This is a genomic window from Nocardioides szechwanensis (assembly GCF_900103935.1).
Taxonomy (GTDB): domain Bacteria; phylum Actinomycetota; class Actinomycetes; order Propionibacteriales; family Nocardioidaceae; genus Nocardioides; species Nocardioides szechwanensis.
On record NZ_FNIC01000004.1, the window covers coordinates 149,317 to 161,866 of the forward strand.

A 12,550-nucleotide genomic window follows, 5' to 3' on the forward strand; every position below is an offset into this window, starting at 1 on the left:
GCAACGCTAGGAAGCGATCTGCGGCCCCGTACTCCGATTGCCGTTTATTTGTCCATGTGGACCAGTCAGGTCCCGACCGAGGAACCCCAACAACCGGGCAGTGTCCGAGGCCACCCCGACCGGACGGGCGGGTGCGAACCGGCGGCCGCGGTCGGCGTCGGTGACCAGGCCCTCGGCCACCGGCAGCAGTCGCCGGGACAGCGCCTCGGGCAGCGGGTGCTCGAGGTCCAGCGCCTGGGCCACGTCCCAGCCGTGGACCGCGATCTCGAGTGCCGCGACCTCGGCCACCAGGCCGGTGTCGACGACGTACGGGCCGACCCGGACGCGCGCGGGCGGGTGGCTCCACGCGCCGAGCAGGGCGCACGCCTTCTGCTGCAGCGACCCGACCCGTACGGCGGACGGCACGGTTCGTGGGCCGGTGCCGGCGAGCCCGACGCGGCCCCGGGCTCCCTCGCCGAACGCGTCGAGGGAGTCCTCCATGTGCTGAAGGAGGCGGGCGAGGTCCCAGCCGGCGCACGGCGTGGGGGCGGAGAGCCGCTCGTCGCGGACACCGGCGAGCGCGACCCGGGTGTAGGCCAGCGACCGGTCGAGCAGCTCGACGGCGCCGTCGAGCGCGGTCATGAGCTGGTGCCCGCTCCGTTGCCTGCATGGTCGGGCGAGTAGTCGGCGGGCAGCCGCGCGGGCAGGCCGAAGGCCGTGAAGTCGACGTTGAAGAACGCCCTCACATGACGCACGCGGTCGCCGTCGAGCTCGAGCACCTGGAGGTGGAAGGGCTCGAAGCCGCTGCCGTCCTGGGTGCGCATGTAGAGGCCGAAGGCGGGCTGGCCGTTGGCGGACGTGGCCAGCATCGGCATGTCGAAGGTCCCGCCCGGGCACTGCGTGCCGATCAGGTCGCCGATGTTGGTGGCGCCGACGTACCAGCCGGTGAACGGCGGCATCTCCCAGACCGCCTCGGCGGTGAGCAGCTGGACGATGGTGTCGACGTCCTTGCGCCAGAACGCGTCGACGTACTTCTCCAGCAGCTGCTGCTGGCCCGAGGTGAGCGCCGGCTCGACGGTGTCCTCGGTGAGGCCGCGGTTGTTCATCTGGGCGTGCGCGCGCTGGAGCGCGGAGTTGACCGCGGCGGAGGTGGTCTCGAGCGCCTCGGCGACCTCGGCGGCCGACCAGCGCAGCACGTCGCGCAGGATCAGTACGGCGCGCTGGCGGGCCGGGAGATGCTGAAGAGCGGCGACGAACGCGAGCCGGATCGACTCGCGCTCGGCGACGACGACCGCGGCGTCGGGCACCGGCTCGAGCCAGGCGATCTCGTGGTCCTGCTCGAGTGCGTCGCCGGCCATCTGGTCCGGCGTCCCGAGCCCGGCAGGGAGCGGGCGGCGCGGCCGGCCCTCGAGGTTGGTCAGGCAGACGTTGGTGGCGATCCGGTAGAGCCAGGTGCGCACCGACGACCGGCCCTGGAAGTCGGCCGACGCCTTCCACGCCCGCAGGAAGGTCTCCTGCACCAGGTCCTCGGCCTCGTGCACCGACCCGCTCATCCGGTAGCAGTGGGCCAGCAGCTCGCGCTGGTAGCGCTCGGTCAGGGTGTCGAAGTCCGCCAGCTCACCCGTGCCAGTGCCCTTGGTGGTGGGGCTCGCCTCGTCGGTCGTCAAGCTCTCAGTCCCTAGCGCCGTCATGAGTGGTGCTCCTCGCGTCGTCCAGTCTGCCTCGTGGGCAGACCGGCGTCGACGCCGAAACTCATCGGTTGCGACTCATGAGGGAAAGTACGGAACGTTCTCGACCCGTTTCCGGCGCGGGGAGGTCGATTACGTTCCGTACTTTCCGGCTAGGACGGGCAGACGGTGCGGCCGGCGAGGGCGAGAGCGCGTTCGGCGGCGGGTACGGCGAGGGGTCGGTCGGCGGGGACGAGGCCGATGCGGGTACGACGGTCGAGGAGGTCGTCGACGTCGGCGGCGCCCTCGTGGGTCACCCCGAACAGCAGCTCGGCGAGCGTGACCGGGATGCCGGCGGCGATCGGCGCGAGCAGCTCGTCATCGCTGAGTCCGGAGACCTCGCGGGCGCTGGTGAGCACCAGCTCGGCGTCGGTGCCGAAGCGGCGTACGAGCCGGGCGGGCAGCTCCAGCGCGGCCAGCACCGGCCGCGGGGCGGCGCCGAGCAGGGGCAGCGTGCGGGTGCGGCACTCGCCGGCGCCGAGGCCGGCCGCGGTCACCGCGGCGTCGACGGCGTCCTCGGCCATCTGGCGGTAGGTGGTCAGTTTGCCCCCGACGACGGTGATCACGCCGGTCTTGCTGGTGAGCACGGCGTGCTTGCGCGAGAGGTCGGCGGTCGAGCCAGGCTCGCCGCCCTCGGTCGAGGTGTCGAGCAGCGGCCGCAGGCCGGCGTAGGCGCCGACGACGTCGGAGCGGCGCAGCTGGCGCTCGAACGCAGCCGAGACCACGTCGAGCAGGAAGCCGATCTCGGGGTCGGTCGGCAGGGGTACGTCGGGGATCTCGCCCTCGGCCGGCTCGTCGGTGAGGCCGACGTAGATCGTGCCGTCGGGCTGGGGAAGCACGAGCACGAACCGGCTGGTCGAGCCCGGGATCGGCGCGAACACCGAGACCGTCAGCCCGGGCAGCGCGTCGCCGCGCAGCACGAGGTGGGTGCCGCGGCTGGGCCGCAGCCGCACCTCGTCGACCAGGTCGCCGGCCCACACGCCGGTGGCGTTGACGACGGCCCGCGCGGAGACGGTGTGGGTTGCGCCGGTGAGCTCGTCGCGCAGCTCCACGGACGTCCCGGTCGCCGTGAGCACGCGGGCATGCGTGCGCACGTGGGCACCGTACGCCGCGGCGGTGCGGGCGATCGTCGTGACCAGGCGGGCGTCGTCCTCGAGCTGACCGTCCCACGACAGCAGGCCACCCCGGAGGCCGGCGACGCGCAGCGGCGGCGCCAGCACCATCACCTCGGTGGTGGTGAGGCGGCGTGGGCGCGGCAGCGTCTCCTCGTCGGTGCCGGCGCTGCGGCGCAGGCCGTCGCCGGCGAGCAGGCCGGCGTGGGTGAGCCGCTCCTGCACCTTGGAGACTGAGGAGTTGAGGGGCACCAGCATCGGCAGCGCGTGGGTCAGGTGCGGGGCGGTGACCTCCATCAGGATGCCGCGCTCGATGGCGCTCTCGCGGGCGACGCCGACCTGCCCCTGGGCGAGGTAGCGCAGGCCGCCGTGCACGAGCTTGGAGGACCAGCGCGACGTACCGAACGCGAGGTCGTGGGCGTCGACGGCGAGCACGGTGAGGCCGCGGGTGACGGCGTCGAGCGCGACACCGGTGCCGGTGACGCCGAGGCCGATGACGACCACGTCGACGTCGGTGGGGACCTCGGCGAGGCCGGGGGTGATGAGAGTGGGAGTCATGGCTGCAGCGTCCTGGTGAGCAGGGTGGCCAGCTCGGCGTCGAGCTCGGCCTCGGAGACCTCGTCGTCGACCATCGTGTGGGCCGACAGGACGAAGCCGTGAGCGGCGAGCAGCAGCCCGCGCGCGAGGGCGACGGGGTTGCCGTCGCGGACGTCGCCGGTGGCCTGCCCGGCGCGGATGGCGTCTGAGGTGATGGCGAGGATCAGGTCCTGCGACCGGCCGCGACGCGACAGCACGTAGGGGAGGATCAGCTCCGGGTCGAGCTCGATGATCCGCACGAACAGCTCGTTGTCGCGCAGCTTGCGCACGGTGCCGACGATCCCCTCGACCATCCGCTCGACGGCGCCCAGGCCGGGGTCCTCCGCCGCGACCGCGGCCTGCACGACGCCGCCCCACTCGCGGGTCATCAGGTCGCCGAGCAGGGTCTCCATGTCGGTCCAGGTGCGGTAGATGGTCATCCGCGAGACCCCGGCCCGCCGGGCGACCTCGGTGAGCGTCGTACGCCGCCAGCCGACGTCGAGGATGCAGTCGCGCGCCGCGTCGAGATAGGTGTCGCTCGGGTCGCCCGCTCGGGGGTTGTTACGAAGTGACGACATGTGTCACACTGTAACACATGACCGCATACGTGCAGCACGAGATGCACCCCACACGGTGGGGCAACCCCGACGGCGCCACCGACCTGCCCGAGTCGGCCCGCGGCCTGATCGAGATGGTGTTCGGGCTCGACGAGCGACCGACCGTCGTCGACGCGCCCCTGCCCACTCCGGGCATCGCTCCTGAGCTGGTCGACGTCCTGCGGGGCATGCTCGGTGAGGGCAACGTGCTCACCGACGACGACGCCCGACGCCTGCGCACCCGCGGCAAGTCGACGCCCGACCTGCTGCGCGCCCGCGCCGGTGACCTCAGCGACGCGCCCGACGCCGTCGTCCGGCCCGAGAGCCACGAGCAGGTCCAGGCCGTCCTCGACTACGCCGTCGAGCACCACCTCGCGGTCGTCCCGTTCGGCGGTGGCACCTGTGTCACCGGCGGCCTGGTCGCGCGGCGCGAGGGCTACGCCGGACTGATCTCCCTCGACCTGGTGCGGATGAAGCGGCTGCTCGCCGTCGACCACGAGTCCATGACCGCGACCCTCGAGCCCGGGCTGCGCGGCCCCGAGGCGGAGGCGCTGCTCGCCGAGGAGGGCCTGACCCTCGGGCACTACCCGCAGTCCTTCGAGTACGCCACCATCGGCGGCTTCGCCGCGACCCGCTCCAGCGGCCAGTCGAGCGCCGGCTACGGCCGCTTCGACGCGCTCGTCGTCGGCCTCCGGGTCGCCACCCCGCGCGGCGAGGTCCGGCTCGGCACCTCGCCGGCCAACGCCGCCGGCCCCGACCTGCGCCAGCTGTTCCTCGGCTCCGAGGGCGCGTACGGCGTCCTCACCGCCGTCACCGTCCGGGTGCGCAGGCTCCCGGCCGAGAAGGTCTACGAGGGGTGGCACTGGCCGTCCTTCGACGCCGGTGCCGACGCGATGCGCACGCTCGCGCAGTCCGGCCTGCTGCCCACCGTGCTGCGGCTCTCCGACGAGGCCGAGACCGGGCTCAACCTGGCCCGCCCCGACGAGATCGGAGCCGAGTCCACCGGTGGCTGCATGATGATCACCGGCTACGAGGGTGAGCCCGCGGCCAACGCCGCCAAGCGCGCCGCGGTCACCGGCCTGCTCGAGAGCCTCGGCGGCACCTGCCTCGGTGAGGAGCCGGGCCGCTCCTGGGCGCACGGCCGTTTCCACGCGCCGTACCTCCGCGACTCGCTGCTCGACGTCGGCGTCCTGGTCGAGACCCTCGAGACCGCGACGTTCTGGTCCAACCGCGACCGTCTCTACCGCTCGGTCAAGCAGGCGCTGGAGACCTCGCTCGGCGAGGGCACGATCGTGCTGTGCCACATCTCGCACGTCTACGAGACCGGCTGCTCCCTCTACTACACCGTCGCCACCAAGGAGTCGGCCGACCCGCTGCCGCAGTGGCTCACCGCCAAGGCCGCGGCCAGCGAGGCGATGATGGACGCCGGTGCGACGATCACCCACCACCACGCGGTCGGCACCGACCACAAGCCGTGGCTCACCCGCGAAATCGGCGAGCTCGGCGGCTCGGTGCTCCGTGCGGTCAAGGCCGACCTGGATCCGACCGGGATCCTCAACCCGGGAGTACTGATTCCATGACGACTCAGCGCCGTTCCTTCTCGTTCCTGGTCAACCCGGCCTCCGGTGGCGGTGCCGCACCCGAGGCGGTCGTGCCGGTCGCCCAGCAGCTGCGCTCCGCGGGTGCCACGGTCGACGTGACCTACTCGCCCGGCCCCAAGGCCATGGACGCACTGGTCGAGGCGGCGATCGCGCGCGGCGACGTCGTCGTCTCCGTGGGCGGCGACGGGATGCTCTCGTCGCTGGCCGGCGCCGTCTCCCTGCGCGGCGGCACCCTCGGGCTGCTGCCCGCCGGGCGCGGCAACGACTTCGCCCGGATGCTCGGCATCCCCGACGACCCCGCAGCGCAGGCACAGCTGCTGCTCGACGGCGCCGTACGACGCGTCGACCTGCTGTCGTTCGCAGCGCCCGGTGCGGCCGAGCGCCGCGTCGCCGGATCGGTCTACTCCGGGGTCGACGCCCGCGCGGCCGAGATCGTCGACCAGACGCACTGGCTGCCCAAGAAGCTGCAGTACCCCTACGCCGCCCTGCGCGCCCTCGCGACGTACCAGCCCGCGCGCTACCGGGTCACCGTCGACGGCGAGACCCGGGAGTACGACGCGGCCAACGTCGTCGTCGCCAACTCCGGCTACTACGGCAAGGGCATGCACATCGCCCCCGCCGCCGTCCTCGACGACGGGCTGCTCGACGTGGTCGTCATCGAGGCCGCCTCGAAGCTGGCGCTGATGCGCTCGCTGCCCAAGGTCTACGACGGCGGCCACATCGTGCTCGACGAGGTCACCGTGCTCACCGGCCGCCGGGTCGAGGTCGCCGCCGACGCGCGGCGAGGTCAGGTGCCGGTCGGCGGTGACGGTGAGGCGCTCGGTTCCCTCCCCGGCCTCTCCGAGTCTCCGGCCGTGGTCGAGGTGCTCCCGGGCGCGCTCGCCGTCATCGCCTGACCGGACTGACCTGATTGTCAGTCGCGCACAAACGTGCTCATCGCGCTGGTCGCCCGCGGGCTCGGCGCCTTCTCGGGCGGGTTCGCGCTGCTGCTCTTCGGCGCGGTCGCCGTGGCCGGCGTACCGGGGCTGCCGTTCGCGGCGTCGCTGGGCCTGATCTTTGTCGGCGTCTGGCTCGTGGTGGGGCGCAGCCCGATCGTGGGGGAGGACGCGGCCTGAGAGCTGACGTGGGTGCTCACCGGGCACCGGGTCGAGGTCAGACCGGTCGCGACGGGTCTGTGTGGGTGCCGAGCGGCTGCTCGTGGAGGTGGTCCGCCGAGACGAGCTGCGAGCCGGCGGCGTAGTCGTCGACGATGCGCTGCCCGCACGGGTGGGTGGACAGGTCGATCATCACGGACCGGTCGTCCTTCGGGGAGAGCATCACGAGTACGGCGATCGGCCGGTCCGGTGGTGTCCAGCCGGGATCGCGCTGCTGGTCTGTTGGTTCGGGACTCATGGCAATGCCTCCGCTAGGACGGGACGGCTCCGCCGTCGGGTCCGGGACGACACTCACGTGCACCGTACGCCTGCCCGGGGGCAAACGGCCAGGAGCGACATCACCGTGGGCGGCGACGCTGCTGTCGTGGTTTTCGAGGTACCACCTGATGGCCTGTGCCCGGTGCAACGCGCCGATCTTGCGGTAGGCGGCCCTGACGTAGCTCTTGACCGAGTTGTGGCTGAGCTGCAGCCGGTCGGCGATCTCGCGGTTCAGGCACCCCTCGGCGATGAGCGCCAGCAGCTCGCGCTCGCGCTCCGAGAGCCGGACGCTCTCGTCGGGGGCACGGACGCGTGCTTCCGGTGGATCGCCCAGAAGATGTGAGGACATGTCGAGAGCACTCCCGGTTCGGATCAACTGCGATGAGCCGCCGGGTCCGGGACGACAAGTTGCTTCACCGTACGCGTTGCCGACAAGTGCGACTAGGATGAGTGCGGATCCCTCGTCGCCCCGGACCCCGACGGCGTAGTTACTTTCGCCGTTCTCTGAGAGCCAGGCCCCGTGGCAGATGCCGCATCCCGTCGACGCGTCGACGACCTCGTCGCGCGACAGCAGCCGGGCGATGGTCAGGGCGTGGTGGAGTCGCTCGGCCGCCTGTGCCGCGCCGCGAAAGACGACTTGGACCTCTGGGGAGCCACGGCCACCTTGATGCCGAGCGTCGGCACGCACGCCGTCGTCGCCGCCTCCTCGGAGCAGGCACGTGAGCTCGAGGAGACGCAGTTCGGCGTGGGTGAGGGCCCGTCGACCGACGTGTTCGTCTCGCGGCGTCCCGTCCTGGTCAGCAACCTGGAGAAGAGCGGCCTGTCGCGTTGGCCAGGGTGGGCTCCCGAGGCGGTGGCGGCCGGTGTGCTCTCGTGCTACTCCTTCCCGCTGCATGTGGGCGCCGCCATCTTCGGCGTCCTCGGCCTCTACCCCGCTCGTGCCGCCGGTCTCGACCCGACCGGCCTGGACACCGCTCTCGTCTTCTCCGAGGTGGCCACCGAGCTGCTGCTGGACGGCTCGGCGCCCGGGGACCGACAGCTGGCGCGGAGCCTAGGCGCCGCCCTTGACACGCACGCCCACGTCTATCAGGCCCAAGGCATGGTGATGGTGGAGCTCGGTGTCAGCCTGGCCGAGGCGCTGGCTCGGATGCGCGCCCACGCCTGGGTCACGGGGCAGGACCTCACCGTGCTGGCCGGTGAGATCGTCGCCGGCCGGGCGATGCCTTCGAAAGACGTCTGGTGAAAACGATGGGACAGTTGTGTTGACGAAACGTGAGGCCCGACCATGATCTCTGCACCCGACCTGTCCGAGTTCTTCGTAAGGGTGGCCGACACGCTCGTCGACGACTTCGACGTGGTGGACTTTCTCGACAACCTCACGACCCAGGCCGCCGCGGTCAGCGGAGCCGCCGCCGTAGGACTGGTGCTCTCCGACCATCGGGGGCGGGTGCGCTTCATGGCGGCGAGCAACGAGTCCGGCAAGATGCTGGAGCTCCTGCAGATCCAGAACGAGGAAGGCCCCTGCCTCGACTGCCTGACCACGGGCATCCCCGTCGTCAACGCTGACCTCGCCCATGCGGCGGATCGGTGGCCGCGCTTCGCCCCGCGCGCCATCGAGGCCGGGTTCCAGTCAGTGCACGCCTTCCCGATGCGGCTGCGTCACAAGGTCATCGGGGCGCTCAACCTCTTCGGGACCGAGGACGCGCGCTTCGAGGCCGACGAGGTCCGGGTGGTCCAGGCCCTGGCCGACGTCGCCACCATCGCCCTGTTGCAGGAGCGCAGCCTCACTCAAGCGGAGACTCTGACCGAGCAGCTCCAAGGAGCTCTCAACAGCCGCATCGTGCTCGAGCAGGCCAAGGGGGCACTCGCGCACGCCCACGGGATCTCGATGGGTGAGGCCTTTGACCAGATGCGCTCTCGCGCCCGGTCCGAGGGCCGGCGTCTCGTGGACGTCGCCACCGAGGTGCTGGCCGGCCTCGAGGGCGGCGGACGCCCGTAGGTTTGGGGCGCACGACCGCGGGGTACTTGGGAGCACCACCTGCGCTGGTCGCGAGACCAGCCCTCACCTGAGCCACGCCCCGAACCCGAGCGTCGCCGTCGGAGTCCGCGCCATGCATCGTTCCCGTCTCACCGTCCCCCAGATGATCCCGCTCGACGACGCGCGGGTGTCGGCTCACCAGCCGCTGCACGAGCACGTCGCCGCGCAGCTGCGTGAGACAGTCGCAGAGGTCAAGCCGCGCCTTCGAGGCTGGTTGCACCTCGGGATCGTCCCGCTGACTCCTGTGGGTGGAGTCGTGCTGGTCGTGCTGTCGCCGACCGACCTGACGCGGCTGGGTTCGGCGGTCTTCATCCTCTCGGCCCTGCTGCTGTTCGGGGTCTCCGCGGCCTACCACCGCGGCACGTGGGCACCGGGGACCTGGCGGGTCCTGCGCCGGCTCGACCACTGCAACATCTTCGTGCTGATCGCCGGCTCCTGCACGGCGTACGCGCTGCTCCTGCTGGACGGCCGGGACAGCGCCGTCATGACCGTCATCGTCTGGTCCAGTGCCCTGGTCGGCGTGGCAGCGAGGTTCGTCTGGCCCGACGCGCCACGGTGGCTCTCGCCGCCGGTGTACGTCGCCTGCGGGTGGGGCGTGGTCCTGTTCCTGCCCGAGCTGATCGCGGGAGCCCAGCGCCTGAACGGCCACGTCGGCGGGGCGATCGTCCTGCTGCTGGCCGCGGGCGGCGTGCTCTACATCCTTGGAGCGGTGGTCTACGGCTTCCAGCGACCGGACCCGTGGCCGCGGTGGTTCGGCTTCCACGAGGTGTTCCACAGCTTCACCGTGCTCGCGTTCGCCAGCCACTACGCCGGGATCTCGCTCGCGACGTACTCGATGCGCTGAGTGGCCGTGTCCCCCACCGCAGGTCGCTGGACTCCCACCACTCGCGACGCCGAGCTGTCGCAGCTGCTCCACCTCGCCGCGAGTGGTGATGTGCAGGCCTTCGCCGCCTTGTACGACGGCACGGCCGTGCGCGCCTACAGCCTCGCCCAGCGCATCCTTCGTGACCCCGCCCAGGCCGAGGAGGTCACTCAGGAGGCCTACCTCCACCTCTGGCGGCACTCCGCCCGGTTCGACCCCAGCCGGGGCAGCGCGATCTCCTGGATCCTGATGATCGTCCACGGAGAGGCGGTCGGACGGGTCCGCGCGAGCCACTCGCGGATCGCACGCGAGACCACCTACGAACGATCGGACGCCGTGGTCCAGTCGCCTTCGGATGACCGCACCCACGACGCGGTGGCGGCGTCGCTCCAGGCGTCCCGGGTGCAGACGGCGCTGGCCGAGCTGACCCCCCTGCAGCGCGAGGCCGTCGAGCTGGCGTACTTCGGCGGACTCAGCCACTCCGAGGTGGCGCGCCTGCGTCGGATCCCTCTCGGGACTGCCAAGACCCGGATCCGAGACGGCCTGATCAAACTGCGTGACGTGATGCGCGAGCCGTGACCGTTGCCACTGCGGTTGTCGCTCAGGCGTCGAAGGTCCAGACCAGCAGCTCGGTCGGCACCCCGGCGGCGACGGTGTGCTCGGGCTCGTCGGTCATCAGGAACGCGTCACCGGGGTGGAGCGGCTCGGCGAGCGACGAGCGGAGCAGCGCGCCGCTGGCGACGAAGACGTGCACGCGCGGCGCGGAGGGGAGCGTCACCGACGAGCGGCCGTCGAGCCGGACCACCGACAGCACCGCGTCGCTGCGCGGCGCGGCGACCTGGACCAGCTCGTTGGGCGGCAGCGCAGGCCGGTCGACGGCGTACGTCGGGTCGGCGCCGGGGGACTCGGGCGTCAGCCACACCTGGATGAACCGCGCGGGGCCGTCGACGGTGGCGTGCTCGGAGTGCGACGCCCCGGAGCCGGCCGAGAGGACCGCGACCGAGCCCGCCTCCACCACCGTCCGCCCCCCGAAGGAGTCCCGGTGCTCGAGGGCACCGGCCACCACCCAGGTGACGATCTCGAGGTCCGCGTGGCGGTGCTCGTCGAAGCCCCGGCCGGAGCCGAGCAGGTGGTCGTCGTGGCACACCATCGGGCCGAAGGAGACGTGCTCGGCGTCGTAGTGGGACCCGAAAGCGAACGCGTGGTGGGTCACCCGTCCGGCACCCCGATCGACGAAGCGCGCGGAACTCCGGCGGATACTCACAGTCACAGGCATGATTGTGCCGTGTCCGATCAGCGGTTCCCTCAGCTCCCACCCGGCTTCCGTTTCGGGACCAGCACGGCGTCGTACCAGATCGAGGGTGCGGCCACCGAGGACGGCAAGGGCCCGAGCATCTGGGACACGTTCGCGCACACCCCCGGGAAGATCATCGACGGCTCCACGGGCGACGTGGCCTGCGACCACTACCACCGGCACGACGAGGACGTCGCGCTGATGAAGCAGCTCGGGACCCGCGGCTACCGGTTCTCGATCTCGTGGCCGCGCATCCAGCCGACCGGCTCCGGTGCGGCCAACGCGAAGGGCCTCGACTTCTACGACCGGCTGATCGACTCGCTGCTCGCCAGCGGCCAGCAGCCGATGGCGACGCTCTACCACTGGGACCTGCCGCAGGCGCTCGAGGACGACGGCGGCTGGCTCAACCGGTCGACCATCGACCGGTTCGCCGACTACGCCGCCATTCTCGGCGAGCGCTTCGCCGACCGCGTGGAGCACTGGATCCCGATCAACGAGCCCAACGTGGTCTCGATGATGGGCTACAGCATCGGCTTCCACGCGCCGGGCAAGGTCCTCATGTTCGACGGGCTACCGGTCGCCCACCACCTCAACGTCGCGCACGGCCGGGCGGCGATCGCGCTGCGGGCCGCGGGCGCCGCGAGCGTCGGCTGCGCCAACAACCACGCCCCCATGTGGCCGGCCAGCGACGACGCCGCCGACGTCGGCGCGACCAAGCTCTTCGACGCCATGTGGAACGGCATGTTCCTGGAGCCGATGCTGCTCGGGCGCTACCCCGTCGACCTCCAGCCACTGCTAGAGGACGTCATCAAGGACGGCGACCTGGCCACGATCCGCCAGCCGCTCGACTTCTACGGCGTCAACTACTACAACCCGATGCGCATCGGCGCGGCCCCCGAGGACGCCGAGATGCCGTTCGAGTTCCGCGAGCTGCTGGGCTACCCGACGACCGACTTCGGCTGGCCGATCGTGCCCGACGCGCTGCGCGAGTGGCTGATCATGTTCCGCGCCCGGTTCCGCGCGGCGCTGCCGCCGATCATGATCACCGAGTCGGGGTGCGCCTACAACATGGGTCCCGACGCCAACGGCGTCGTCGACGACCAGCAGCGCATCGACTACCTCGACGCCCACCTGCGGGCGATCGCGACCGCGATCGAGCGTGGCGTCGACGTGCGCGGCTACTACACGTGGTCGCTGATGGACAACTTCGAGTGGTCCGAGGGGTTCACCCAGCGCTTCGGCCTGGTGCACATCGACTACGACACCCTGGTCCGCACGCCGAAGCGCAGCTTCCAGTGGTACGCCGACATGATCGCCGCGCAGCCCGCCCACGACTGACGGGTTTCGAGGCTC

14 protein-coding genes are annotated in these 12,550 nt (G+C 71.6%); 8 read left to right on the forward strand and 6 right to left on the reverse strand.

The window, feature by feature from the left end:
* Nucleotides 1-6: 6 nt before the first annotated feature.
* The 4 genes from BLR90_RS11415 to BLR90_RS11430 all read right to left on the reverse strand — a co-directional run bounded on the left by BLR90_RS11415 (nucleotide 7) and on the right by BLR90_RS11430 (nucleotide 3,972).
* The gene (locus BLR90_RS11415; protein WP_091025343.1) at nucleotides 7-621 is read right to left on the reverse strand and encodes a TIGR03086 family metal-binding protein; all 615 of its coding nucleotides are present in this window, start codon (nucleotides 619-621) and stop codon (nucleotides 7-9) included.
* A complete protein-coding gene (locus tag BLR90_RS11420; RefSeq protein ID WP_245715265.1) occupies nucleotides 618-1,646 on the reverse strand; it encodes a sigma-70 family RNA polymerase sigma factor in 1,029 nt (342 codons plus the stop codon). The genes BLR90_RS11415 and BLR90_RS11420 overlap by 4 nt, the downstream gene beginning before the upstream one ends.
* 173 nt (nucleotides 1,647-1,819) lie before the next feature.
* The gene (locus BLR90_RS11425) at nucleotides 1,820-3,376 is read right to left on the reverse strand and encodes a glycerol-3-phosphate dehydrogenase/oxidase (RefSeq protein ID WP_091025345.1); all 1,557 of its coding nucleotides are present in this window, start codon (nucleotides 3,374-3,376) and stop codon (nucleotides 1,820-1,822) included.
* Complete coding sequence (locus tag BLR90_RS11430; protein ID WP_091025346.1) at nucleotides 3,373-3,972, reverse strand: TetR/AcrR family transcriptional regulator; 600 nt, start codon at nucleotides 3,970-3,972, stop codon at nucleotides 3,373-3,375. Before BLR90_RS11430 ends, BLR90_RS11425 begins: the two co-directional genes overlap by 4 nt.
* A 17-nt stretch (nucleotides 3,973-3,989) precedes the next feature.
* Here BLR90_RS11430 and BLR90_RS11435 point away from each other — a divergent pair, with 17 nt between their 5' ends.
* Genes BLR90_RS11435 through BLR90_RS11445 form a run of 3 tightly spaced genes read left to right on the forward strand, consistent with a single transcriptional unit; the run spans nucleotide 3,990 to nucleotide 6,706 of the window.
* The gene (locus BLR90_RS11435; RefSeq protein WP_245715266.1) at nucleotides 3,990-5,570 is read left to right on the forward strand and encodes an FAD-binding oxidoreductase; all 1,581 of its coding nucleotides are present in this window, start codon (nucleotides 3,990-3,992) and stop codon (nucleotides 5,568-5,570) included.
* Nucleotides 5,567-6,487 carry a diacylglycerol/lipid kinase family protein gene (locus tag BLR90_RS11440; protein WP_091025347.1) on the forward strand — a complete coding sequence of 307 codons (921 nt, stop codon included), beginning with the start codon at nucleotides 5,567-5,569 and terminating at the stop codon, nucleotides 6,485-6,487. Before BLR90_RS11435 ends, BLR90_RS11440 begins: the two co-directional genes overlap by 4 nt.
* Before the next feature lie 33 nt (nucleotides 6,488-6,520).
* Nucleotides 6,521-6,706 (forward strand): hypothetical protein, encoded by a 186-nt coding sequence (locus tag BLR90_RS11445; RefSeq protein WP_091025348.1) that lies wholly within the window; start codon nucleotides 6,521-6,523, stop codon nucleotides 6,704-6,706.
* 37 nt (nucleotides 6,707-6,743) lie between these two features.
* Here the strand turns inward: BLR90_RS11445 and BLR90_RS11450 are convergent, their stop codons facing one another.
* Entirely contained in the window at nucleotides 6,744-7,352 is a 609-nt protein-coding gene (locus tag BLR90_RS11450; RefSeq protein WP_091025349.1) for a helix-turn-helix domain-containing protein, read from the reverse strand.
* A 171-nt stretch (nucleotides 7,353-7,523) separates the two neighbouring features.
* On the opposite strand from BLR90_RS11450, the gene BLR90_RS11455 reads away from it, so the two are divergent.
* From BLR90_RS11455 to BLR90_RS11470, 4 genes are all read left to right on the forward strand, one after another.
* Entirely contained in the window at nucleotides 7,524-8,246 is a 723-nt protein-coding gene (locus tag BLR90_RS11455) for a GAF and ANTAR domain-containing protein (RefSeq protein WP_143016194.1), read from the forward strand.
* A gap of 42 nt (nucleotides 8,247-8,288) precedes the next feature.
* Complete coding sequence (locus tag BLR90_RS11460; RefSeq protein WP_091025351.1) at nucleotides 8,289-9,002, forward strand: GAF and ANTAR domain-containing protein; 714 nt, start codon at nucleotides 8,289-8,291, stop codon at nucleotides 9,000-9,002.
* Between the two features lie 112 nt (nucleotides 9,003-9,114).
* Nucleotides 9,115-9,885 carry a PAQR family membrane homeostasis protein TrhA gene (gene trhA, locus BLR90_RS11465; RefSeq protein ID WP_245715267.1) on the forward strand — a complete coding sequence of 257 codons (771 nt, stop codon included), beginning with the start codon at nucleotides 9,115-9,117 and terminating at the stop codon, nucleotides 9,883-9,885.
* Nucleotides 9,886-9,891: 6 nt separating this feature from the next.
* Nucleotides 9,892-10,482: a sigma-70 family RNA polymerase sigma factor gene (locus BLR90_RS11470; protein WP_091025562.1), complete on the forward strand. Its 591-nt coding sequence runs from the start codon at nucleotides 9,892-9,894 to the stop codon at nucleotides 10,480-10,482.
* A 22-nt stretch (nucleotides 10,483-10,504) separates the two neighbouring features.
* Here the strand turns inward: BLR90_RS11470 and BLR90_RS11475 are convergent, their stop codons facing one another.
* Nucleotides 10,505-11,173 (reverse strand): pirin family protein, encoded by a 669-nt coding sequence (locus BLR90_RS11475; protein WP_170254369.1) that lies wholly within the window; start codon nucleotides 11,171-11,173, stop codon nucleotides 10,505-10,507.
* Between the two features lie 15 nt (nucleotides 11,174-11,188).
* On the opposite strand from BLR90_RS11475, the gene BLR90_RS11480 reads away from it, so the two are divergent.
* Nucleotides 11,189-12,535, forward strand: coding sequence for a GH1 family beta-glucosidase (locus BLR90_RS11480; RefSeq protein ID WP_091025354.1), 1,347 nt, complete (start codon nucleotides 11,189-11,191; stop codon nucleotides 12,533-12,535).
* Nucleotides 12,536-12,550: the final 15 nt, after the last annotated feature.

What these genes read in the sequence shown, in the direction of transcription:
- BLR90_RS11415 (WP_091025343.1), bottom strand. Translation starts at nt 621, where the DNA reads ATGACCGCGCTCGACGGCGCCGTCGAGCTGCTCGACCGGTCGCTGGCC.
- trhA (WP_245715267.1), top strand. Translation starts at nt 9,115, where the DNA reads ATGCATCGTTCCCGTCTCACCGTCCCCCAGATGATCCCGCTCGACGAC.
- BLR90_RS11430 (WP_091025346.1), bottom strand. Translation starts at nt 3,972, where the DNA reads ATGTCGTCACTTCGTAACAACCCCCGAGCGGGCGACCCGAGCGACACC.
- BLR90_RS11450 (WP_091025349.1), bottom strand. Translation starts at nt 7,352, where the DNA reads ATGTCCTCACATCTTCTGGGCGATCCACCGGAAGCACGCGTCCGTGCC.
- BLR90_RS11425 (WP_091025345.1), bottom strand. Translation starts at nt 3,376, where the DNA reads ATGACTCCCACTCTCATCACCCCCGGCCTCGCCGAGGTCCCCACCGAC.
- BLR90_RS11460 (WP_091025351.1), top strand. Translation starts at nt 8,289, where the DNA reads ATGATCTCTGCACCCGACCTGTCCGAGTTCTTCGTAAGGGTGGCCGAC.
- BLR90_RS11435 (WP_245715266.1), top strand. Translation starts at nt 3,990, where the DNA reads ATGACCGCATACGTGCAGCACGAGATGCACCCCACACGGTGGGGCAAC.
- BLR90_RS11440 (WP_091025347.1), top strand. Translation starts at nt 5,567, where the DNA reads ATGACGACTCAGCGCCGTTCCTTCTCGTTCCTGGTCAACCCGGCCTCC.